The 23,121-nt window shown below is 64.1% G+C and carries 18 protein-coding genes and 2 tRNA genes; 12 read left to right on the forward strand and 8 right to left on the reverse strand.

What is annotated here, in order from left to right:
* Nucleotides 1-156: 156 nt before the first annotated feature.
* The 6 genes from M1L61_RS04225 to M1L61_RS04250 all read right to left on the reverse strand — a co-directional run bounded on the left by M1L61_RS04225 (nucleotide 157) and on the right by M1L61_RS04250 (nucleotide 11,299).
* On the reverse strand, nucleotides 157-3,126 hold the full coding sequence (locus M1L61_RS04225; RefSeq protein WP_248854370.1) for a TonB-dependent receptor: 2,970 nt from the start codon (nucleotides 3,124-3,126) through the stop codon (nucleotides 157-159).
* A 306-nt stretch (nucleotides 3,127-3,432) separates the two neighbouring features.
* A complete protein-coding gene (ppx, locus tag M1L61_RS04230) occupies nucleotides 3,433-4,959 on the reverse strand; it encodes an exopolyphosphatase (protein ID WP_010483920.1) in 1,527 nt (508 codons plus the stop codon).
* A 303-nt stretch (nucleotides 4,960-5,262) separates the two neighbouring features.
* Entirely contained in the window at nucleotides 5,263-7,350 is a 2,088-nt protein-coding gene (gene ppk1 / locus M1L61_RS04235) for a polyphosphate kinase 1 (protein WP_019337026.1), read from the reverse strand.
* A gap of 4 nt (nucleotides 7,351-7,354) precedes the next feature.
* Nucleotides 7,355-8,686 (reverse strand): phosphate regulon sensor histidine kinase PhoR, encoded by a 1,332-nt coding sequence (gene phoR / locus M1L61_RS04240; RefSeq protein WP_248854371.1) that lies wholly within the window; start codon nucleotides 8,684-8,686, stop codon nucleotides 7,355-7,357.
* Between the two features lie 106 nt (nucleotides 8,687-8,792).
* Nucleotides 8,793-9,482, reverse strand: a complete 690-nt coding sequence (gene phoB / locus M1L61_RS04245; RefSeq protein ID WP_005408258.1) for a phosphate regulon transcriptional regulator PhoB — start codon at nucleotides 9,480-9,482, stop codon at nucleotides 8,793-8,795.
* A 116-nt stretch (nucleotides 9,483-9,598) separates the two neighbouring features.
* Nucleotides 9,599-11,299, reverse strand: coding sequence for a M48 family metalloprotease (locus tag M1L61_RS04250; protein ID WP_173581532.1), 1,701 nt, complete (start codon nucleotides 11,297-11,299; stop codon nucleotides 9,599-9,601).
* 88 nt (nucleotides 11,300-11,387) lie between these two features.
* Here M1L61_RS04250 and grxC point away from each other — a divergent pair, with 88 nt between their 5' ends.
* The 6 genes from grxC to M1L61_RS04280 all read left to right on the forward strand — a co-directional run bounded on the left by grxC (nucleotide 11,388) and on the right by M1L61_RS04280 (nucleotide 16,071).
* Nucleotides 11,388-11,678, forward strand: a complete 291-nt coding sequence (gene grxC, locus M1L61_RS04255) for a glutaredoxin 3 (protein WP_010483913.1) — start codon at nucleotides 11,388-11,390, stop codon at nucleotides 11,676-11,678.
* Nucleotides 11,675-12,067, forward strand: a complete 393-nt coding sequence (locus M1L61_RS04260) for a carboxymuconolactone decarboxylase family protein (RefSeq protein WP_004154542.1) — start codon at nucleotides 11,675-11,677, stop codon at nucleotides 12,065-12,067. The genes grxC and M1L61_RS04260 overlap by 4 nt, the downstream gene beginning before the upstream one ends.
* A gap of 318 nt (nucleotides 12,068-12,385) precedes the next feature.
* Complete coding sequence (locus tag M1L61_RS04265; protein ID WP_019659534.1) at nucleotides 12,386-13,390, forward strand: isocitrate dehydrogenase; 1,005 nt, start codon at nucleotides 12,386-12,388, stop codon at nucleotides 13,388-13,390.
* A gap of 200 nt (nucleotides 13,391-13,590) precedes the next feature.
* A complete protein-coding gene (locus tag M1L61_RS04270; RefSeq protein ID WP_043401342.1) occupies nucleotides 13,591-14,334 on the forward strand; it encodes a cysteine hydrolase in 744 nt (247 codons plus the stop codon).
* Between the two features lie 53 nt (nucleotides 14,335-14,387).
* The gene (locus tag M1L61_RS04275) at nucleotides 14,388-15,296 is read left to right on the forward strand and encodes a LysR family transcriptional regulator (RefSeq protein WP_171953894.1); all 909 of its coding nucleotides are present in this window, start codon (nucleotides 14,388-14,390) and stop codon (nucleotides 15,294-15,296) included.
* Between the two features lie 25 nt (nucleotides 15,297-15,321).
* Nucleotides 15,322-16,071: a sulfite exporter TauE/SafE family protein gene (locus M1L61_RS04280; protein WP_248854372.1), complete on the forward strand. Its 750-nt coding sequence runs from the start codon at nucleotides 15,322-15,324 to the stop codon at nucleotides 16,069-16,071.
* Between the two features lie 60 nt (nucleotides 16,072-16,131).
* Here M1L61_RS04280 and M1L61_RS04285 read toward each other — a convergent pair whose 3' ends face one another.
* Nucleotides 16,132-16,890 carry a Bax inhibitor-1/YccA family protein gene (locus M1L61_RS04285; protein WP_248854373.1) on the reverse strand — a complete coding sequence of 253 codons (759 nt, stop codon included), beginning with the start codon at nucleotides 16,888-16,890 and terminating at the stop codon, nucleotides 16,132-16,134.
* Nucleotides 16,891-17,070: 180 nt separating this feature from the next.
* Between M1L61_RS04285 and M1L61_RS04290 the strand changes: the two genes are divergently transcribed.
* The 5 genes from M1L61_RS04290 to M1L61_RS04310 all read left to right on the forward strand — a co-directional run bounded on the left by M1L61_RS04290 (nucleotide 17,071) and on the right by M1L61_RS04310 (nucleotide 22,320).
* Nucleotides 17,071-17,147 (forward strand) — tRNA-Pro (locus M1L61_RS04290).
* A gap of 39 nt (nucleotides 17,148-17,186) precedes the next feature.
* Nucleotides 17,187-17,263 (forward strand) — tRNA-Arg (locus tag M1L61_RS04295).
* Nucleotides 17,264-17,398: 135 nt separating this feature from the next.
* The gene (locus tag M1L61_RS04300) at nucleotides 17,399-18,625 is read left to right on the forward strand and encodes an ATP-binding protein (protein ID WP_248854374.1); all 1,227 of its coding nucleotides are present in this window, start codon (nucleotides 17,399-17,401) and stop codon (nucleotides 18,623-18,625) included.
* 682 nt (nucleotides 18,626-19,307) lie between these two features.
* Nucleotides 19,308-20,804, forward strand: coding sequence for a S8 family peptidase (locus tag M1L61_RS04305; RefSeq protein WP_248854762.1), 1,497 nt, complete (start codon nucleotides 19,308-19,310; stop codon nucleotides 20,802-20,804).
* 1,273 nt (nucleotides 20,805-22,077) lie between these two features.
* Nucleotides 22,078-22,320 carry a DUF1508 domain-containing protein gene (locus tag M1L61_RS04310; protein WP_248854375.1) on the forward strand — a complete coding sequence of 81 codons (243 nt, stop codon included), beginning with the start codon at nucleotides 22,078-22,080 and terminating at the stop codon, nucleotides 22,318-22,320.
* Here the strand turns inward: M1L61_RS04310 and M1L61_RS04315 are convergent.
* On the reverse strand, nucleotides 22,317-22,541 hold the full coding sequence (locus M1L61_RS04315; protein ID WP_248854376.1) for a hypothetical protein: 225 nt from the start codon (nucleotides 22,539-22,541) through the stop codon (nucleotides 22,317-22,319). The genes M1L61_RS04310 and M1L61_RS04315 overlap by 4 nt on opposite strands.
* A gap of 68 nt (nucleotides 22,542-22,609) precedes the next feature.
* On the opposite strand from M1L61_RS04315, the gene M1L61_RS04320 reads away from it, so the two are divergent.
* Nucleotides 22,610-23,116 carry a hypothetical protein gene (locus M1L61_RS04320; protein ID WP_248854377.1) on the forward strand — a complete coding sequence of 169 codons (507 nt, stop codon included), beginning with the start codon at nucleotides 22,610-22,612 and terminating at the stop codon, nucleotides 23,114-23,116.
* Nucleotides 23,117-23,121: the final 5 nt, after the last annotated feature.

A 23,121-nucleotide genomic window follows, 5' to 3' on the forward strand; every position in this document is an offset into this window, starting at 1 on the left:
GCTCCAACCTGTGGCATTGCGGCGGACGCAGCGCAGAGGACCGTGCCCCTGATTGAACGCATCAGGGTCAATGTGGAAAGCGACAGTCTGCGCGGGGCAGAAAAAAACCACGGCCCCGAAGGGCCGTGGTCGTCGAGCTTCAACAGCGTGGATGGATCAGAAGCGCTGCTGGTACTTCATGTACATGAAACGACCGATGTCGTAGCCACCGTAGTAGGAGAACGACGAGTTCGGCTTGCTGTACATCACCGGAGCTTCCTTGCCGAACACATTGTTCGCGCCCACCGAAACGGTGGCATCCCACGGCAGGTTGTAGCGGAACTGCACGTCGTGGAAGGTCACCGCGCCGCGCTCGTTGTAAGCGGTGGGCGACTTCAGCCACGGAGCCAGGAAGGTCGGATCGGAGCATTCGTCCGGATACCGCGAGGCGTTGAGGCAGCGCTCCTTCACACCGGAGTAGTAGCGTGCCGTCCAGCTGACGCCGAAGTCACCCACATCCCAGCCCAGCACCAGGTTCGAGCGCACGCGGAAGGCAAGACTGGTGGCGGTGCCGATGGTGTTGGCCACGCCGTTGATCGGCGTGATCGCATCACGGACATCATTGGTGGAGCGGTAGACGTTCTTGCTCACATAGGTGCTGGTCCAGCCTGCGCTCAGCTTGCCGTAGCCGGTGTCGACGCGGTAGCTGACATCCAGGTCATAGCCTTCGGTCTCGGCGAAGCCGGCGTTGCGGTTGCCGAACTTCAGGCCGGTGACGATGCCGTTGGACGGGTCGCGGGTGAAGCGGCTGCAGCGCGATTCGATGCCCTGCTCATAGCAGTCCTTCAGGATCTGGTTCGGGCTGTCACCGACGATGGTGTTGTCGATGCGGATCTTCCACCAGTCCAGCGCCACGTTGAGGTTGCTGACGAAGGTCGGGCTCCACACCAGGCCCAGCGTCTTGCTGGTCGAGGTTTCCGGAACCAGCAGTGGGTTGGAACCGGAAACGAACGGCGTCGGGGTCGCATCCTGTGCCGTGGTTACCGGCGTGTTGCCCTGCTTCAGCTGGCGGAAGTTGGCGGCATCGGCGATGTCACGTGCGCAGCGCGAGCGGACTTCAGCACTGCCCTTGGCCGAGCCGAACACGGTGTCGCACGGGTCGCTGAACTGCGCGAAGGTTTCCGAACCGCCACCGTACAGATCGTTGATGGTCGGTGCGCGGAAGCCTTCGGCCCAGGTACCACGGACCAGCAGCTGGTCGATCGGCTTCCACTTGAAGCCGAACTTGCTGTTGAGCGTGTTGCCGAAGGTGTTGTACTTGGAGTAGCGGGTGGCGGCACTGAAGCTCAGCTCACGCGCACCGGGCAGGTCGGCCAGCACCGGCACGCTGAGCTCCAGGTAGGCTTCCTTCACGTTGTAGCTGCCACCCGTCGGGCCTGCGGCCAGGTTGGTGGTAGCGCCGGTCTGGGCCAGGGCATCGGGGGTGTAGCGGCCATCTTCCTTGCGGCTTTCCACGCCGAAAGCGAAGCCGAGGTCGCCGGCCGGCAGGGTCATGATGCTGCCGGACAGGTTGGCGAACGCGTTCTTGGTGGTGGTCCGGCCGGTGGTGTGCTCCGCCGGGAACAGCCAGGCCATCAGTTCTTCATTGCCGGTCAGTCCGTTCGGATCGTTCTTGCCGTAGGGCACCAGCGGGTTCCACGGCGTGCAGCCGCTGATCACCGCGCCCGGACGGCCACACATCACCTTGCCGGTGGCCGGATCCAGGAACGACGGACCCACGGCGTCACGCACGCGCTTCTTGTGCAGGTTGCCGGTGGCGGTAGCGGTCAGCTCGTTGCGGTTGTACTGGTAGCCCACGTCCCAGTCGAAGTAGCGCTGGCCGATCTCGAAGCTGCCATCCAGCGACACTACCGCACGGTAGGTCTTCAGTTCGCTGGTGCTCACACGCGGGATTTCCCAGGTGCGGCGGTTCCAGGCCACGTCGGTTGGCTTGGCATAGCCGTGCTGGTTGCCGAACGGATTGAAGTAGCTGTCCTTGGACATCAGGCCGGTAGCGGTCGGGTCGCCCGAGATGGACACCGAGCTGGACTGCAGGGGGTAGCCTGCAATCTGGCGCTCGGCCGAACGCTTGTTGTAGCCGAATTCGGTGCGCAGGTTGACCTGGTCGGTGATCTTGAAGCGACCGTCGAAGTACACCGAGTCACGCTTGAGCGGATACATGACGTGCATCTGCTCGTTGGCGTTGCTGACATCGCCGGTGAACGGGGTCGCGTCGGTCAGGTGGTAGTTGGCCGGGTTGGTCGGATCAGCGCCGCGGTTGAGCGAGTAGCCGCAACCCTGGCTGGTGTTGGTGCAGCCCGGGCCACCCTTCAGGCCGGTGACCTGGCCCCACTGGCTCAGCGTGGTCCAGTTGGAGGCATCGTTCGGGTGGCGGTCGCTCACGCCGTACTTGCTGAACCAGCGGTCCTTGGCCCAGACGCTCTTTTCTTCGGAGTGCTCCAGTGCCAGGGTCAGCGACACGCGGTCATTGCTCCAGCCGCCGACCACGTCGAAGCGGTCACGCGCACCGTCGCCTTCGCTGTACTGGCCGTGGTAGACGTTGGCGGTCACGCCGTTGACGTTGGAACGGGTGATGATGTTGATCACGCCGGCCATCGCATCGGAACCGTAGATGGCCGAAGCGCCATCCTTCAGTACTTCAATGCGTTCCACCGCCGACACCGGCAGCGAGGACACGTCCTGCAGGCCCGAGGTGCTGATGCCCAGGCGCTTGCCGTTGACCAGCACCAGGGTGCGCTGCGCGCCCAGGTTGCGCATGTCGATGTAGGTGCCGCCGGTGTTTTCGCCCGAACTCAGTGCGTTGGCGCGGCTGATCGCCGGGCTGCCCATCGCGGTGACGTTCTGCAGGATGTCGGCCACCGAGCTGAAGCCCTGGCGCTCGATGTCCAGCCGGCTCAGTGCCAGGACCGGCTGTGCGGTCTCCACGTCCACCTGGCGGATGCGCGAGCCAGTGATCTCGATGCGATCCAGGGTGGTCGGCGCGGCAGTGCTGCCACTCTGGGCGAACGCAGGCAGCGCGGCCAGCGTCGCAGTGGTTGCCAGGGCGTAGCGGATGGCCTGCCCCAGGGGGGTGGTGCGTGAAGTCATGACGAGCTCTCTCTCTCTCAGGTCGTGCAGGGACGCCAAAAGGGGCGTCGAAGGAATCGGCCGCCGATAAGCGGACCGATGACCCGATAGTAGTCTCGTTGGTTAATGCCATGTAAAGAGGGCGTGTCGATTTGTACCAGGCTTCATCGTCAGATTTCACGAAAGCTCAACAAAAGCAGTCGCTTAGCTGTAGCCCTGAATGCGCTCCCCCGACATGATCTGCTGCATCGCAGCAGGTCAACGGGGGACGCATGCGCGAATCGTAACGGTGTGTGACCTTCTTCCCCTCGTGGGAAAGCGTGAGCCTCAGGCCACGAACGGCCGGAACTGGATGCCCAGCCCGGCGATGCCGTCGGTCTCGCCGATCAGATCGGCGCGCAGCAGCGGCCGGGCATCGATGAAGGCCTGCGGCACGATCAGCGACAGGCGGTTGTCGTCGGCGGTCAGTTCCAGCGCGGGCAGTGGATCGTCCTCATGGGCACGATTGAGCAGCACCGCCAGGCGCAGCAGGGCGGCCAGCCGGCGAGCGGTCAGCAACAGGCGCTCGGGCAGGGCGTCGAAGGCGGTCTTGGTTACGCTGCGGCGATGGCTGCGCACCAGCGCGGCCAGCATCTGCTGTTCCTGCCGCGAGAAGCCGGCGATATCCGAGTGTTCCAGTACGTAACTGCCATGCACGTGATAGCCGCTGTGCGCGATCATCAGGCCCAGCTCGTGCAGGCGTGCGGCCCAGCCGAGCATCCGCGCGTCGTCGGCATCGAGCCGCCAGCGTTCCTGCACCTGTTCCAGCAGTGACAGCGCGGTGTCCTGCACGCGATCGGCCTGCACGGTATCGATGCCGTAGCGCTGGCTGAGTGCGGACACCGATTCATCGCGCAGGTCGTTTTCGCCGGCGCGGCCGACGATGTCGTACAGGATGCCTTCGCGCATCGCCGCCTTGCTGACCAGCAGCTTCTGCAGGCCCAGTGCCTGGAAGGCGGCCTCCAGCACCAGGATGCCGCCGGCGATGATCGGGCGGCGGTCGCTGGACAGGCCCGGCAACTGGATGTCGTCGATCTTCTTGGCCTTCAGCAGTTCGTCGCGCAGCTGGGGCAGGGCCTCGGCGGTGATCGCGCCCTTGCTCAGCTTCATCGTGGCGCAGATCTCGCTGATCGCCTTGTGCGTGCCCGAAGAACCCAGTGCTTCCTGCCAGCCCAGCGCGCGGTACTTGCTGGCGAAGGGCTGGAACTCGCGGCCGATCTCGGCCAGCGCGTCCTTCCAGCGCTTCTTGCTCAGCTTGCCGCCGGGGAAGAAGCGCCGGGTGCTGGCGATGCAGCCGGCCTGCAGGCTTTCGCGCTCCAGGGTCTGCATGCCCATGCCGATGATGAACTCGGTGGAGCCGCCGCCGATGTCGATCACCAGCCGGCGCTGGCCGGGCTTGGGCGGTTGCGCGTGGGCCACGCCCAGGTAGATCAGGCGCGCTTCTTCGCGGCCGCTGACCACTTCGATGGCATGCCCAAGCGCGGTTTCGGCGGGAACCAGGAACGACTGCGGAGAGCGCAGCTGGCGCACGGTGTTGGTGGCCAGTGCGCGCACCCGGTGCGGCGGCACGTTGCGGATGCGCTGGCCGAAGCGGGCCAGGCATTCCAGCGCGCGCTGCCGCGCAGCGGAGGAGAGCCCACCTTTGCCATCCAGGCCATCGGCCATGCGCACGGTCTCGCGCAGGCGGTCGATCACCCGCAGCTGGCCGAGCGTGTAGCGCGCGATGACCATGTGGAAACTATTGGAGCCAAGGTCGATGGCGGCCAGCAGGTCGCCATCCTGCAATGCGGGCGGAGTCGTGGTGGTATGCGGCATGGACGAATGTTAGCCGAAGGGGCGGTGTGCTCGTCACCGCGCGGCCTTCACATTTTGGAAGAGGGGAGTGCGGCAGGGCTGCGCCCTGCACCCGCCGAATCAACGGCAACGGCTAAAGCAAAAGCAAAAGCGGGCTATCCGTAGGATGGCGGGGTGGGTCCGATGGCAGGGGACGCCGTTAACCCGTCCATGGGGGCTTGGTCGCCGCATCCATGCGGCTCACACCCCTGCCACCGGACCCACCCCGCCTTCGACAGAATTCCGCTGCTGTTGGTAGGTGTCGACCTTGGTCGACACACCGGCTCACAGCCCCTGCATCAATGCCATCTGCGCAGAATGCGGGGCTTCGTCGTGCGCCGGGGCACGCTTGTGGTAGATGCCGTCGGCGTCCAGCTCCCAGGCGTTGAGGTTGTCGTCCAGGTAGTTCTGCAGGACTTCGCGGTAGACCCGCTTGGCCAGCTCCGGGTCGAGGATCGGGAAGCACGTCTCGACACGGCGCAGCAGGTTGCGTTCCAGCCAGTCGGCGCTGGCGCAGTACATCTCCGGTGCGCCGTCGTTGCCGAACCAGTAGACGCGGCTGTGCTCCAGGAAGCGGCCGACGATCGAGCGCACGCGGATGTTGTCCGAGATGCCCGGTACGCCCGGGCGCAGGGTGCAGGCGCCGCGGATGATCAGGTCGATCTGCACGCCGGCCTGCGAGGCGGCGTACAGCGCGCGCACCACCTGCGGTTCGTTCAGTGCGTTCATCTTGGCGATGATCCGCGCCGGGCGGCCGGCGGCGGCGATGCGCGTTTCGCGCTCGATGCGGCCGAGGATGCCGGTGTGCAGGGTGAAGGGCGACTGCAGCAGGCGCTTGAGCTTCATCTTCGAGGCCAGCCCGGACAGCTGCTGGAACAGCAGGTGCACGTCGTTGCCGATGTCCGCATCGGCAGTGATCAGGCTGATGTCGGTGTACGCGCGGGCGGTGCCGCTGTGGTAGTTGCCGGTGCCCAGGTGCACGTAGCGGCGCAGTTTGCGGCCCTCGCGGCGCACGATCAGCAGCATCTTTGCGTGGGTCTTGTAGCCGACCACGCCGTACACCACCTGCACGCCGGCTTCCTGCAGGCGATCGGCCAGGCCCAGGTTGGCCTCTTCGTCGAAACGTGCGCGCAGTTCAACCACCACGGTCACGTCCTTGCCGTTGCGCGCGGCCTGGATCAGCGCGTCGACGATCAGCGAATCCTTGCCGGTGCGGTACAGGGTCTGCTTGATCGCCAGTACGTTGGGGTCGATCGCCGCCTGCCGGATCAGGTCCAGCACGGCGGTGAAGGCATCGAACGGGTGGTGCAGCAGCAGGTCCTGGCGCGCCGCCGTCTCGAAGATGCCGTCGCTGTCGCGCAGCGTGCGCGGGGTCATCGGCGGGTACTTCAGGTCCGGCTGCGCGATCAGGTCGTACAGCTGGATGATGCGGTTGAGGTTGACCGGGCCGTCGATGCGGTACACCGCGTTCTCGGTCAGGCCGAAATTCTGCAGCAGGGTGCGCACGATGTCGCGTGGCATGTCCTGCGCGATTTCCAGGCGCACCGCCGGCCGGTAGCCGCGGTCGACCAGTTCGTCGCGCAGTGCCAGCGCCAGGTTCTCCACTTCCTCCTCGTCCACCACCAGCTCGGAGTTGCGGGTAACGCGGAACTGGTAGGCCCCCTGCACTTCCATGCCGGGGAACAGCTCATCGACGAAGGTGGACAGCACCGACGACAGGAACACGAAGTTCTGCGATCCGCCGAGCTTCTCCGGCAGCTGGATGATGCGCGGCAGCGAGCGCGGCGCACGCACGATGGCAAGGTGGCCGGCGCGGCCGAACGCGTCGGTGCCCTTCAGCACCACCACGATGTTCAGCGACTTGTTGAGGATCTTCGGGAACGGATGCACCGGGTCCAGGCCCAGCGGCGACAGCACCGGCATGATCTCGTTGCGGAAGTAGGCGCGCAGCCAGCGCTTCTGGCGGTCGGTCCAGGAATGGCGGCCGAGCACGCCGATGCCGGCCTCCATCAGCGCCGGGCGCAGCGTCTCGTTCCAGCAGCGGTACTGCTGGTCCACCAGTTCCGCGGCGCGGTCGTGGATGGCATTGAGGATGGCCTGCGGGCTCATGCCGTCCGGCGCCGGCGGCAGGCCGAATTCCTGCGCGTGGCGCACGGCGGCGGCGCGGATCTCGAAGAACTCGTCCAGGTTGGTGCAGGAGATGCACATGAAGCGCAGCCGCTCCAGCAGCGGCACCTGCGGGTCCATCGCCTGGGCGAGCACGCGGAAATTGAAATCCAGCTGCGACAGTTCGCGGTTGATGTAGAGCGCCGGGTCACGCAGCGGATCGTTGTCCGGGCTCACGGGGAGGGGGAGGGATCCGAGGCTGCTCATGGCGTCATTCTTCGATGGAAGTCAGGGGGGCGGACTCGCGCGGGCGCACGTGGTCGGCATCGAAATGGCAGGAAAACACCGAGCCCTTGCCAACCTCGCTTTCAATCTCCAGCCGCGCATGGTGCAGGCCGAGGATGTGCTTGACGATGGACAGGCCCAGTCCGGTACCGCCGCTTTCGCGGGAGCGGCTGCTGGAGACACGGTAGAAACGTTCGGTCAGGCGCGGCAGGTGGGTGGCCGGGATGCCGTAGCCGGAATCGCGCACTGCCAGCACCGCGCCGTCGCCTTCGCGGCGGAACTCCACGGCGATGCGGCCACCGGCCGGCGTATAGCGCACCGCGTTGGTGACCAGGTTGGAGAAGGCGCTGTGCAGTTCCTTGGTCGAGCCCTGCAGGTCAATGCCGGCCAGGTCGTCGATGCTGATCTGGTGGCGGCCCTGGCTGTGCGCTTCGGCTTCGCGGCGCAGGGTGGCCAGCATCGGCTGCATGGCCACGGTCTCTTCCTCGCTGTGTTCCTGCGACTCGAGGCGCGACAGCGTCAGCAGGTCTTCCACCAGCTGGGCCATGCGCTGGCTCTGCTTGCGCATTTCTTCCAGCATCGGACCGGTTCCCGGGAAATCCTCCGGGTCCATCATGTCCAGGTAGCCGTGGACCACGGTGAGCGGCGTGCGCAGTTCGTGTGAAACGTTGGCCACAAAATCGCGGCGCACCTGTTCCAGGCGCAGCAGCTTGCTGACGTCGCGGGCGATCAGCAGCCAGTAATCCGACGAATAGGGAATCAGGCGCAGGTTCAGGCGGATCGCCGGATCGACCGGCGAGGGCACGTCCAGGATCGGCTCGGCATTGCGGCCACCCGCCAGCCAGTGCGCCAATGGCATCGGTTGCAGGCGTTCGACCAGGGCCTCGCCGAGGTCGCCCGGATGGTGCAGGCCGAGCAGGGCGGTGGCTGCTTCGTTGAACCACTGCACACGCTGGCTGTTGCGGTCCAGCACCACCACGGCATCGGGCAGCGCGGCGGCGGCAGCGCGGTAGCTGCGCAGCATGTCCAGCAGGCGGCGCTTGCGCACGCGCATTTCCACCTGGTTGCGGTACAGCAGGCGGTCCAGCTCGTTCCAGACGCCGGTGCCTTCTTCGGCGGTGTCCCAGCGCTGGCGCGCGGTCAGCCGGCGCAGCACGCTGCGCAGGCGCCAGTAATGCCATGCCAGCGTGGCCAGTGCGCCCAGTGCGATGCACAACCACAGATGGCCCGTGAACCACCCCACCAATCCGGCGAACAGCAGTACCGCGGCAACGGTGGCCAGGGTCTTCAACCAGGCAGAGCGGATGTGGCGGGGCATTGCGATCTCGTCGTTGAGGTGCGGCGGTTCACTGGGGTGAACCGAGGGTTATAGCAGAGTTGCCGGCGCCGGCACCCGCAGGTGCGTGGCGCCGGCACGACGAGACTCAGGTAGCAGTGGAGAAGCGGTAGCCGGCGCCGCGCACGGTCTGCACCATGTTTTCGGCGTTGAACGGTTCCAGCGTCTTGCGCAGGCGGCGGATGTGCACGTCGATGGTGCGCTCCTCCACGTACACGCTGCCGCCCCAGACATGGTCCAGCAACTGGGCGCGGGTGTAGACGCGCTCGGGGTGGGTCATGAAGAAGTGCAGCAGGCGGTATTCGGTGGGGCCGATCGGCACCGGCTGGTCGTTGGCGAACACGCGATGGGCGGCACCGTCGATGCGGATCGGGCCGACGGCCACGCTGCCGTCCTCGTCATCTTCGCGGGCGCGGCGCATCACCGCACGGATGCGGGCCAGCAGTTCGCGCGCCGAGAACGGCTTGACCACATAGTCGTCGACGCCAGCTTCAAGGCCACCGACGCGATCGTTCTCTTCGCCGCGGGCGGTCAGCATGATGATCGGCACTTCGCGGGTCAGGGTTTCCTTGCGCCAGCGACGGGCCAGGTCCAGGCCGCTGGTGCCGGGCAGCATCCAGTCCAGCAGGATCAGGTCGGGGACGCGATCGGCGATGGCGGTCTGGGCCTCACGGGCGTCGCCGGCGTGGACCGGTTCGTAATCGCCCTTGCGCAGGGCGAAGGCGACCATTTCACGGATCGCGGGCTCGTCATCGACGATCAGGATGCGTTTCTGCACGAGGACACCGTAGGGCTCGGTTACTGGAGTGGTGCCAGTAGACTACGGTTTGATGACATGTTTGTGACTGCCTGGCCGGAACCGGCCTGGATTGCCATCGGCCGGTCATGCAGCGCTCAGCGGCGGTCCAGATCCGGGTCCTGCACGCCCTGGCGGCGCAGCTCCAGCACGGTGGGGGTGATTGCCTCGATGCGCGCATCCACCCGTGCCCGGCCGACGTAGTCCAGCGCAGGATTGCGCTTGAGCGCCTGCAGCTGCATCAGCGACTGTTCCGGCCGGCCGCTGAGGAAGGCCGCCTCGGCGTAGGCCTCGCTGGCACGCACGCTGTCGCCGGCCAGTTCGCTGGCGCGGGCGTACCGCTGCTGGAAGACCGGATCGTTACCGCTTTGCGACAGCAGAGGCCGCAGCATGGCCTGCGCGCGCTGGCCGGCCTCGCGGCTGCCCTGTTCGTTCAGGATCTCGGCATAGGTCAGCGCCACCGGACGGCTGTTGGGGTGCTGGCGCAGCAGCTGCTCGAAGCGGCTGTTGGCCTGGGCGGTCTGGCCCGCACGCGATTCGGCCTCGCCCAGCCCCAGTGCCAGCCACAGATTGTCCGGGCGGGTCTGCAGCAGGCCTGCCAGGGTCTGCCGGGCCTGGGCGGCGCCGGCGCGACCGCTGCGCATCACCGCCAGTGCCTGGCCATAGCGCTGGGCATCGTTGAGGCCGTCCTTCTGGCGCTTGGCCAGATCGGCGTACTCGCGTTCCAGCTCGGGGGTGGAGTCCGCGCTGAGCACGCGCAGGCGCTCGCGCGCCCAGTCGAAGTCGCCACTGGCGCCGCGGCTGAGCTGGCCCATCGGGATGCGCAGCACGCTGCTGGGCAGCAGCGGGTTGTTTCCGCGCAACAGGGGTTCGGCCAGGCTGGGATCGGTCGGGTCCACGCGCTCCCTGCGCTCGCCACTGGGGGTGGTGGTGGTCAGCAGCACCGTGTCCTTCTTCATCTGCTCGGCGCGGGCCTTGGCCTCGCTGATGCGGGTGATGTTGACCGGGTGAGTGCGCAGGAACTCGGGCACGCTGTAGCCGCCCTCGTTGCCGCGCATCGCCGATGCCATCCGCTCGAAGAAGCCGGCCATGGCATCCACGTCGTAGCCACTGCGCGACAGGGTGCGGATGCCGAGGCGGTCGGCCTCGGACTCGTTGGAGCGGGTGTAGTTGATCTGCCGCTGCTGCATCAGGCCCATGCCGGAACTGATCGCGGCCATCGTCGCGTTGCCGGAGGAGGTGCTGTTGCTGGCTTGCGCGGCCACCACCGCCGCCAGCATGCCGAGCAGGATCGGGATCTGGTCGCGCTGGGCGCGCTCGACTCCGCGCAGCACGTGCTGCTGGGTGACGTGGGCGATTTCGTGCGACAGCACCGCGGCCACCTCGTCCTCGCGCTCGGCGGTCAGCACCAGGCCGGCATTGACCCCGATGTAGCCGCCCAGCGTGGCGAAGGCGTTGATCTGGCGGTCCTTCATCACGAAGAACGTGTACGGCTGGCGCGGCTGGTCGCTGTTGGAGCCGAGGCGGGTGCCCATGGTCTGCAGCCAGTCGTTGACCAGCGGGTCGTCCAGCAGGTAGCCGTAGTTGCGCAGCTCGCGCAGCATCATCGCGCCGTACTCGGCCTGGCGGGCCGGGGTCAGCAGCTCGCCGGCCGACGAGCCGATGTCGGGCAGCTTCTCCTGGGCCTGGGCCAGCGGCGTGGCCAGGGCCAGGGTGACGGCGGTAGTCAGCAGCAGGGCTCGCAAGCAGGAGGTCCTCGGGCGGGGCGCGCCAAGCGTGGCAGGGCAGGGGGCAACCATTCGTTAATCCACAGTGTTGCGGCCGTGGCGTGGAATTTCCAGCGCACCGGTACCATATGTAGACCGTCGATCCATCGTGGAGTTTCCCGTGACAGCCCAGACCGCCGGCGGTGCCCCCGCCATCACCATCTATTCCACCGCCGTCTGCCCGTACTGCGTGGCCGCCAAGAACTTCCTGAAGAGCAAGGGCCAGCAATGGACCGAGGTCCGCATCGACCTGGACCCGGTCGAGCGCGAGAAGATGATGGCCAAGACCCGCCGTACCAGCGTGCCGCAGATCTTCGTCGGCGACGTCCATGTGGGCGGCTACGACGACATGATGGCCCTGCACCGTGAAGGCAAGCTCGAGCCGCTGCTGGCCGGGCAGGGCCAGGCATGAGCGCGGCCGACGACGGCAGCAAGGACCGCATCGCCGAGTTCACCGAGTTCCGCAAGCGCATGAACGAGCGCATCCTGGGCGAGCCGAACCAGGTGGTGCGGCGCTTCTTCGCGCTGGACACGCAGACCTACCAGGCCGGTGCGCTGGACGTGAAGACCAAGGAACTGCTGGGCCTGGTGGCCTCGATGGTGCTGCGCTGCGACGACTGCATCAGCTACCACGTGGCCCAGTGCAAGGACGCCGGGGTGACCCGTGAAGAGTTCTTCGAGACCTTCTCGGTCGGCCTGGTGGTGGGCGGCTCGATCGTGATCCCGCACCTGCGCCGCGCGGTCGACTTCCTCGACCAGCTGGAAGGCGGCGCCGCCGCCCCGGCAGCGCACGAGCACTGAGGTAGCGCCGGGCCATGCCCGGCGGAGACCTGAACGAAAAGCCGCCGGGCATGGCCCGGCGCTACCGGATCACGGCCGCGCGCCGGGGCATTTCCCGCGATCCAACCGCCCAAGAGCCCCTTCTTGTTGAAGGGGCGCGCCGACAGGCGGGGGTAGAGGAGAAATGCGCGGGCAATTATGCCTTTGCCGGGGTCAGGACCATGGTCTACTTGGGTAGCCGGGCCCGGCTAAGGCATAATTGCCGGTGAAACTTCCTTTGCGCCGGCGTTTCCGGGCACGTCCGGACGGCGTTTTTCCCCCTGTTCGGAACATCGATCAATGACGCAGAAAATTACGGTCATCCGCGGCGACGGCATTGGCCCGGAAATCATGGACGCCACCCTGTTCGTGCTCGACCAGCTCAAGACTGGCCTGGAGTACGAAGACGCCGACGCCGGCCTGGTGGCCCTGGAAAAGCACGGCGACCTGATGCCGGCGGTGACCCTGGAATCGATCGCGCGCAACAAGGTCGCGCTGAAGAGCCCGCTGACCACCCCGGTCGGTGGTGGCTTCACCTCGATCAACGTCAGCCTGCGCCGTCACTTCGACCTGTACGCCAACGTGCGTCCGGCCCACACCTTCCCGAACACCAAGTCGCGTTTCGACAACGTCGACCTGATCACCGTTCGTGAGAACACCGAAGGTGCGTACCTGGCCGAAGGCCAGGAAGTGTCGGCCGACGGCGAGACCGCCTTCTCCGGCACCCGCATCACCCGCAAGGGCTCCGAGCGCATCGTGCGCTACGCCTTCGAGCTGGCCAAGAGCACCGGCCGCAAGAAGGTCACCGCCGTGCACAAGGCCAACATCATCAAGTCGACCTCGGGCCTGTTCCTGAATGTCGCCCGTGAAGTGGCCGCGCAGTACCCGGACATCGAATTCCAGGAAATGATCGTCGACAACTGCTGCATGCAGCTGGTGATGCGTCCGGAACAGTTCGACGTGATCGTCACCACCAACCTGTTCGGCGACATCATCTCCGACCTGTGCGCCGGCCTCGTCGGCGGCCTGGGCCTGGCCCCGGGTGCCAACATCGGCAAGGATGCGGCGATCTTCGAAGCCGTGCACGGCACCGCGCCGGACATCGCCGGCCAGGGCAAGGCCAATCCGTGTGCGCTGCTGCTGGCAGCCGCGCAGATGCTGGACCACGTCGGCCAGCCGGAAAACGCCGAGCGCCTGCGCAAGGCCATCGTGGCGACCATGGAAGCCAAGGACTCGCTGACCGGCGACCTGGGCGGCACCGGCACCACCATGAGCTTCGCCAAGGCCATCGCCAGCCGCCTGTAAGCGGCCGGTCGGCCTCGGTTGGATCCCAGCGGGGCGCCTTCGGGCGCCCCGTTGCGTTTTCCGGTAGATCCACGCCATGCGTGGATGACGGAATGATCGGTTGTGCGGTTTTCGCACAGGTCATGTGCCCCCGCACGGCTGGTTCGTGCGCCAATCGCTCCGCATCCTGTGCCCCACACCCACCGCACAGGAACCCTCCCATGAACCTCACCGCCTTCGGCCTGGCCAGCCTGATCGGCATGGCCGCCACCGCCCCGGTCGCTGCCGCCGAACCGTCCCATCCCACCATCCGCCACATGGCCGGCGCGCCGGTCGCGGCCTCGCTGGATGCAGCGAAGACCGCCGTGCTGGTGATCGACTTCCAGAACGAATACTTCGATGCCAGCGCCGCGCCCGGCTTTGCTGGTGGCCGCATGGTCATTCCCGATGGCGTGGCCGCACTGCGCCAGGCCAGGCGGGTGGTCGAGTTCGCCGATACTCACGGCATCCGCGTGATCCACGTGCAGCATGTGTTGCCGGCCGGTGCACCGCTGTTCGCGCAGGGCAGCGTCAATGCCGCCTTCCATCGCGACCTGCAGCCGCGCAAGGGTGAGACCGTGGTGCAGAAGGACAATGTCAGCGTGTTCGCTGGCAACTCGGCCGCGATGCTCGACACGGTGCTGAAGGATGCCGGCATCGACACCCTGATCGTCACCGGCCTGCAGACCCATGCCTGTGTGGCCGGTGCTGCGCGCGACGCGGCGGCGGCACCGCGCGGCTACCGGGTGATCGTATCGTCCGATGCCAGCGCCAGCCGCGACCTGGACCTGGCCAGTGGCCAGCGCATCGATCATCGCGCGCTGCATGACGCCTCGCTGGCGCAGATCGAAGACGCCTTCGGTGATGTCATGAGCACCGACGCGATCCTGGCGCTGCCGGTGCGCAAGGCCGGCGACGGCGCTTGATAAGCTGGTGGGGCCCGCATGCCGTGGGCCCCGTCACCTGGAGTCGCTCGCCGATGGATCACTTCGCCGCCCTGCGTGCGCTGCGCGCCATCGTCGACGCAGGCAGCTTCACTGCTGCTGCCGAGCGCCTGGGGACCACCCACTCGGCGATGTCACGGCAACTGCGGCAGCTGGAAGAGCATCTGCAGGTGCGACTGCTCGATCGCAACAGCCGCCGGCTGTCACTGACCGAAGCCGGTCGCGACTACTACCGCGAGGCGGCAGCGCTGCTGGATCGCCTGCAGGAAGCGGATGATCGCGTGCGTGCCGGGCAAGCGCAGCCCGGTGGCATCGTACGCATCAGCGTGCCGCAGGTCGTGGCCAGCCAGGAGTTGCCGCATTGGCTGCCGTCGTTCCTGCAGCGCTACCCGCAGGTTGCGCTTGATCTGTCGGCCGATGATCAACTGGTCGATGTCGTCGGTGGTGGCTTTGACCTGGCGCTGCGTATCGCGGCCTCGCTGCCGGACAGCCAGCTGGTCGCGCGCGAACTGGCCAGCTGCCCGCGCATCCTGGTCGCTGCACCGGCCTATCTGGCGCATCATGGTCTGCCGCGTCAGGCATCGGATCTGGCGCAGCACACGCTGCTGGGCTTCAGTCCCACGCCGTCAATGCCGCCCTGGCAGTTGCAGGGGCCGCGCGGCGCCAGTGCGAGCATCGAGGCCGGGCAACGCCTGCGCGTGGATGCGACGCCGGCGCTGTATGCCGCCGCGCTGGCGGGAATGGGCATCAGCCTGTTCACCGCACTGACGGTGCAGGAAGACCTGCGCGCCGGTCGTTTGATCCGTGTGTTGCCGGCCTGGCATGCGGGACAGCGACGCTACTTCGCGCTGTATCCGCATGCACGTGCGCTGGCGCCGAAAGTGCGTGCGCTGGTCGAGCACCTCGCGGCGCACTACGCTGCACAGGTGGGCGCGGCAGGGTAGCCGCGCGGTTGCAACCGAGGTGGTGATGGAGTCGGTGTATCTGCTGGTCGCGCTGGGCGCGATCGTCGCCGGATTCGTGCAGGGCCTGTCCGGCTTCGCCTTTGGCATGGTGGCGATGTCGTTCTGGGCATGGGGACTGGAGCCGCGGCTGGCGGCGACGCTGTCGGTGTTTGGTGCGCTGGTCGGTCAGCTGGTGGCTGTGTTCACCGTGCGCCGTGGATTCAACCTGCGCCTGTTGCTGCCCTTCGTGCTGGGCGGGCTGGCCGGCATTCCGCTGGGCGTGATGGTGCTGCCACAGCTGGACATGGACTGGTTCAAGGCGCTGCTGGGCGGCTTCCTGGCGCTGTGGTGCCCGGTCATGCTGATGGTGCGCTCGTTGCCTCCGGTCCGCGTCGGCGGCCGTATCGGTGATGCGATCGCTGGCATGGCCGGTGGCGTGCTCAGTGGCATTGGCGGCTTTGCCGGGCCGGTGCCGACGTTGTGGAGCACCCTGCGAGGCTTCGGCAAGGACGAACAGCGCGCGGTCATCCAGAACTTCAACCTGGCGATGCTGGCGGTGACCATGGCCACCTATGTCGGCAGCGGCCTGGTCAGCCGGCAGATGCTGCCGTATTTCGCCATCGTGGCACCGGCCATGCTCGTGCCGACCCTGCTGGGCGCGCGGGTCTACATCGGCATCAGCGAGGCGCGCTTCCGGCAGCTCGTGCTGGGCCTGCTGACCGTGTCAGGCATCGCGTTGCTGGCATCGTCGCTTCCGGTGCTGCTGGCGCGCTGAGGGAGGAACGACAAAGGGCGCCACGAAGGGCGCCCTTTGTCGTCTATTGCATGTTGCGGCTCAGCGCTGCTGGATTTTCGACAGCAGGCGCAGGAATTCAACGTACAGCCAGACCAGGGTCACCATCAGGCCGAATGCGCCATACCACTCCATGTACTTCGGCGCACGCTGGGCGACACCGGTCTCGATGAAGTCGAAGTCCAGCACCAGATTCAGCGCGGCCACGACCACCACGAACAGGCTGAAGGCGATGCCCAGCCAGCTGGAGTCATGGATCACCGGCACGTTGATGTTGAAGAAGCCGAGCACGAACGATGCCAGGTAGAGCAGGGCGATGCCGCCAGTGGCCGCGACCACGCCCATCTTGAAGTTCTCGGTGGCCTTGATCAGGCCGCTGCGGTACGCGAACAGCAGCGCGAACAGAGTGCTGAAGGTCAGCAGCACGGCCTGGAACACGATGCCCGGGAATTTGGCGTTGAACACGGCCGAGATGGCGCCGAGGAAGAGGCCTTCCACCAGCGCGTACATCGGCGCGGTGACCGGCGACCATTCCTTCTTGAAAACGGTGATCAGCGCCAGCACCAGGCCGCCGATGGCGCCGCCCATGGCATACAGCCTGGCACCGGGCAAAACCTGACCGTAGTCGTCGATGGTCTGGTTCCAGGCGAAAGCGGCCGTCAGCACGGTCAACAGCAGCAGGAAACCGGTCTTGTTGACGGTGCCGTTGAGGGTCATTGCCTGGTCGGGGCTGGTCACCACCGAGCCGCTGGCGAGGTCGAGGAAGGTGGACTCGGAAAGAGCCGGGTTGCCGCTGCGCATGCGCGTTCTCCGTGCGAATGAGGGTCTGGACGGCCATCCGGCCGATGGGCGTGAGCATAGCCGATGACTGCTTTCGGCGTTGTGGCAGGCGCCGGATCTGCACATCCTGCGTTGACAGTTCCCAATGCGCTTGGCGACAATGACCAACTCCCCGGGCATGGCCCGAGGGGATTGCAAGACCGGGGTATAGCGCAGTCTGGTAGCGCGCCTGCTTTGGGAGCAGGATGTCGGGGGTTCGAATCCCTCTACCCCGACCAATCCCACATCACGTCGGATTGGACACCGTTCCGGTTCGGGCGCCCGTAGCTCAACTGGATAGAGCACCGGCCTTCTAAGCCGGCGGTTACAGGTTCGATTCCTGTCGGGCGCGCCATTTGAATCAACGACTTAGATGGCGTTGGTTAAGCCCTCCCTAATTTTCTCCCTAAAAGTTGACGCACGGGTGTCCGGGTGCATTGCCCAGACTCAGCCCGTGAGACTTGTGTGGGCTACCGTAAATGGAGGCATTTTGCTCATTTCCGTCAGTGACATGGCGGTTTGCGGTAGTATCCACGCGAAATCCGAAGGTGATGCTATGAAATACGTCTCTGAAGTCCTAAAGATCTTAGATGGGGCTCTGCGGCATAGTTCTGATCAGGCCGAGCGATACGGGAGCCTGTTGGCCGCCAAACTTGAGGCGGACGGTGAGGCCTCATCGGCCAAACTGATTCGAGAGCGGTTAGCGAAAATCCCGCAGCCATTGATGGGTACTCAGCTCAATCGCCGTCTTCCCCAAGATCAGGAGACCAGGAGCTTGCTTCTTGACGAGGAGCATCCTACGGGCATCGTGGGCGTGTTCAGCTCACGCGTACAGGCGGCGCTCGATGAGTTCGTGGAATCAATTGCGAGATTTGCGGAGTTGCGGGCGGCAGGGGTGGAGCTGCCAGCCAGATTGCTCATGCATGGCCCACCGGGGTGCGGGAAGTCATTGGCGGCCAAGCTGATCGCATCTCGCCTTTCTCTCCCTCTATTTACTGTCCGCTGCGACGCACTTGTCTCCTCACTACTGGGGCAGACTGGCAGAAATTTGAGAGAGGTATTTGATTACGCGGGCAAGCAACCGTGCGTCCTCTTTCTTGACGAGTTTGATGCGCTGGCAAAGTCGCGTTCTCACGCGGGTGAGGTAGGAGAACTTCAACGGGTGGTGATCGCCCTGCTGCAGAGCTTGGATGCACTCAGGGATGACACGATTGTTGTGGCTGCAACTAACCATCAGGGTCTCCTGGACCCGGCAGTCTGGAGGCGCTTCAGTGTTCTCCTGCCAGTCGATCTCCCGGCAAAAACAGAGCGATCCAAGCTTTGGGCCATGCACTTGAAGGAATTTGCGGTAGGAGAGGCAGAAGCCAATACCCTGGCTGAGCTGTCTGATGGCATGAGCGGCGCGGCAATTCGAACAGCCGCGTACGACATAGCTCGTGATTGCGTACTGCGGGGGGAATCGGCTATATCTTTGCCGAGAGCGCTCACTCGCATGGCACGCATTAGGTGGCTCGCCGAGGGGCGTCAGCCCATGGAATTAGATGAAGAAGTTCGTGCGCTTCGGGATTGGGCACCGAGAGTTTTTACTTGGAAGGCGATCGAGTCCACATTTGACGTGAGTGGCCGCAAGGTCAAGCACCTGCTAGGGGATCAGGATGACAGACCTAGGAATGCCCGTACTCCGCGTGCGAACCGCACAGGACGACTACTTAAATAAGCCCGGTGGAGGAGGAGCTAAGGCGCCTCTTGTTGAGGTCACGCCCGCTTTACGAGGACGGCTCAGTGAAGAGCTTCGTGTGGCGTTTGAGGGCTTTCCTGACGCAGTGCGATTGGAAGGTCGGCCTGGCGCACTGATCGTCGAACTCAGAGAAGCAGCATGGGCGAAGTCTAATCGGCCAAACGCGTTTCTCGCCGCACTTGGGATGCCTGTAAGTGCAGTGGAGCGGGTTGGCCAACTGCTTGTGCCGGTTACTCGCCCCACAATTGAGGCTCTTCGAGCCAGAATCAGAGACGCCTCGACAAGACGCGACCTCTATTCGCTTTCGACCGTCGAGCGCTTCCGCCCTTGGGGAGAGGACGACGTTTTTTCAGATCCTGAGTGGGACCCATACCTGTCTAACGGTCGGGTGCCTGAGGGAAGACGATTAAGGATCCAGCTGTTTCCTTGGGCTGCCCCGCCCCCTGAGCTGGGACGCCTCGGCCATATCGAAGCGCCCGCACAGACGATTCTGGATGGGGTTTTGTACCTAGAGCCAGACGGGTCGGGTGACCTGGCCAACTTGGCAAGCGTTCCAGAAATACGACATGTTGATCTTGCACCTCAGTACGCTACGCCGACCGAATTCGTGTCCCAGTCCTTTCAGGCTCTCGCAGACGGGGTGCCGCTCGGGCTGACCACAATGCAGCCCGAAGGGCCCGTGGTAGGCGTTATCGACTCGGGAGTATCATTTGGTCTACTAAGTCCCCACATCAGGGGGCAGACGATCTATGAGTTGCCGCCAGACACGGATAACTACCATGGAACGTTTGTAGCAGGGCTCGTCGTGGCGCCGCTCCTACTAAATGACACAGACGGCCGTTTCCCCCCGGACCGTTGCCAGATTGTTGACGTCGCGGCATTGCCAAATACCCCTCTGGATGAGAGCTTGCTGCTTCATCGCGTTGAGGAAGCTGTCAAAGAGCATCCGGAGGTAAGAGTATGGAACTGCTCCTTTGCGTCACCTTCTGCTAACCAGCCGGCACAATTCGGTGCCTTCGCGGCCGCGCTTGATCGGATAAGCGATCAGCGAAACGTACTCTTTGTGATTGCTGCGGGCAACTACGCATCGGACCCTTGTAGAGGTTGGCCTGACGCCCCACCGCATTTTCCTCTTGACCGGGTTGCAATGCCTGGGGAGGCGGTTCGCGCGTTGACCGTAGGTGCCCTGACTCCGTTTGACTGTGTCGTTCCGGCAGAGTCACCTGCGCCATATTCACGAAGAGGGCCGGGTCCAGCTCATTCTGTCAAGCCTGACGTGGTTCATTACGGCGGAGGCGTGGATGCGAACTGGGACGTGAGTGGCGGAGTTAAGTCAGTGCTGCCAAATGACGTGTACGCTCAGGGTGTGGGAACTAGCTTCTCAACGCCAATTGTCTCGGCAATCGCTGCCAACATATGGTCGTCTATTGAGGCGGCTGGTATCGAGTCCTCTCCGTCGCTTGTGAAAGCTCTTGTGCTGCAAGCCGCCGCTTTGAACTCGTCACCCCGATCGCTTAGTGATCGGAATTACTTCGGCCATGGAGTGCCGGCAGGAAGTTTAAGCGCACTTTTCTGTAGGCCTGATACGTTCACACTGCTCTTCAACGCAGAGCTTCAGCAGGGTGTGGACTGGGCAAAGGGGGATTTTCCAATTCCTGACTGTCTGAAGACCAGTGATGGAAAGTTTGTCGGTGAGATAGTGATCACGATGTGTTACCCCTCTCCATGCGATCTCAGATTCGGCGATGAATATGTCCAGCACGAGGTGGAGTTGTCATTTGGAACCTACGATCTTGACGAAAGCGAGTCTCCGCCAAAGCGAAAGCAGTCGGGTAAAGTGCCCTTGGAGCGACCGCCCGGCCTGAGTACGCGTGAGAAGGCGCAGCTGGAAGATGGTCTGAAATTTTCCGCCACAAAGGTCTATCGAGCTCGATTCCCGCGTGGCTGCGCTGGCGAACAATGGCGGCTAAAGCTTTCGTTGACACGAAGGCTGGAGACCGTTGAAAACGTTACCCAGCAAGTTTTTGTGATCGTTTCACTTCGCGGTCTGGAGCCTGAACTTGCTGTCTACTCTGATGGACTGCGTGCGCTGCCGCAGAGCTGGCGTGTCGACAACCTCGTGAGTCCGATTTCGACCGATCTGCGAATTCGTCTTTGAGGTGCCCGTCGGATTCGATTTGGAGTCTCGTTAGCGAGACTAAGCTAAGTGCCGAGATCGTCTCTGGCGGGATCGACCAAGGTAGGTCGTGGTCATAGAGGTATCGCATGGCATCAGTTTTATGGCCGCTAGCTTGTCTTTTGTCACCCTGCGTGTCCGTAACTCCACGGTGCTTTAGGCCGTGGAGAGCAAAGCGTTGTTCCGTTGTTAGCACTCCAGCTGCTATCGCATTCCGCATCATGCGTTGCCAGGAAGTTTGGAAGCCGGATGTCGTCAGCGGTTCGCCATCCTCGCCCACAAGGAGGTATCGGTCCTCCGCTAGTGACGGTACGGGCCTACTACGCTGTAACCAAATCTGTTGGCGACGTTCCCGAAGCGAGTTGATCGCTCGGGCGAGTTGCTCGCCCTTACGAACAAGATTGTCGCGGCTACCTTTACGGCGGTTTGTCTTCAACCCAGAATCGAGGTCATGAGCGTCGGTCAGAGTTAGTACCTCAATGCCACGCAGCCGTGCCTGGTAAGCTAGCTCCATGGCCGCCCAGAGGTAACTGGGTAGCGCCCCTTTTTCCCGAGGTCCGAGATTCCCACATGCCTCCGCATACGCTTGGACCCGACGGAACACCTCGAGATCGGGCATCCGGTGTTCTCGCTTCTCTTTGACTTGCTTCACGCCAGCAGCCGGATTGGTCTGTGTATGGTCGTGCTCTCGCCCCCCATCCAAAGACTCGGCGCAGGTAGCGGAGCAAGTGGTTGGCCTTCGTTGGATAGCCGGGCACGGGCTTCTCTCCGGGTTCTGATGCCGGGCGCCCTTGGGCGATAACATCTACGAGTCGGCGAATTGCTCCTGGGGTTAGCTTGTCTATCAACATGTCGCCAAGCTTCGCGCCGTTCTTCAAGGGATACACCTTGATTGCGGCGGCATAGTCTCGGTAGTGCCGTTGGGTGGAACTGGCGAGATGGCTGAAGGTGAGGCTTGTCTCAAAGAGCTCGATTACGTAAGCGATGCTTCCTCGGGTCGCGCTGCCCAAGCGCTGCTCCGCAATTATGTGCAGATCCGATAAGCGCGCGTCTGCTTGCGCGACGGTCTTAGATTTGAAGCCCCTGCCATCGGGATGGCGGTCGAGTACGTACCATCGGCCGCGACCGGACCTGTCCCAATAGATGCCCTTTGGGACCATGTTGTAATCGATATGGGATGGCAAGTTGGGCGGGGCCTTTCTTGGCCGGCCGGGTGGTGTCATGCTCAGGTCTCGGTAACCAGGAGGAACAGGGAATGAAGTTCGAGATCTATCGTGAAGGCGGGCGCTCTTTGCTCGCGCAGGCCGTTGGAGACTGGCGGTGGCGACTGCGTGCTGATAACGGTCGTATTATCGCGACTAGTGGTGAGGGATATCAGAACAAGGCTGATTGCCTCCATGGCATCGAGCTGGTCACGTCCGCTTCTGTGGCGACAACTGTCTATGACGCAACACAATCGCGAAATTTGACCAGATCAGTTCTCGGAACGTGGACTTAAAGCAGATCTGATGGATTGTATTTTTCGCTGTTTGGCGCGTCGGTGGCGAGCCCGAGTGACTGGTTGAGAGCATCCATCGTTGTCCAGATACCCCCTTTGCCGTCGTATTGAATGCGGATGCCGCAGTCTCGTGCCCAGCGTTCAACAGTGGCGAGGCGTGGACGCTCTCCGGGTCGGCAGAGCTCCTGCAAGTCTTGAAACTGTAGTGCTTTCCCAATCATTGGTCCCCTTCTCCAAATGTCGCTTGCGGGGAAGGGCCTTCCTCAGACTTGACTAAGAAGCAGATCCCATGAGTTCGAACGGCCCTGCCGATGGCTGGCACTCCAAGATGTCGTCCTTTGCGCCTTTCTGGACCGTAACTGGCCCAATCGCTTTGTCTTTTGCAGCGGGTCAGTTTCTTTTCGCTGATGTCTACGACGTGCTTGGTTTCGGGGCGATATTGGCGGCTCCAATCATCACCGTTGTCATTCTGGGAGCGGCGTCGTGGGGCCTTTATCTCTTCCTGAAGGCAAGGAATGAGCGTTCCGCGCTTATCGGTGTCAGTTTGAGTCGTCTTGGCGAGAGAGATCAGTTGATCCTGTATTTCATCATCTCTTTCACTTGCGCATTCGCGCTTTGGGCCGGCATGGAAGTGCAAAGTAGAACGAACAGCTTTGAGGATACGGCTCAAGCGGAGACCAGGAGGCGCCAGGCAATTGACGTAGCTTCGACACTCGTTCCATTGATCATCACCAATTGTGTCCCCTCCACCAGTGCAAAGCCGACTGACGAAGAGGTCCCGGCCGAAGCGCAGTAACCGTG

Source organism: Stenotrophomonas sp. NY11291 (assembly GCF_023277365.1).
GTDB lineage: Bacteria > Pseudomonadota > Gammaproteobacteria > Xanthomonadales > Xanthomonadaceae > Stenotrophomonas > Stenotrophomonas geniculata.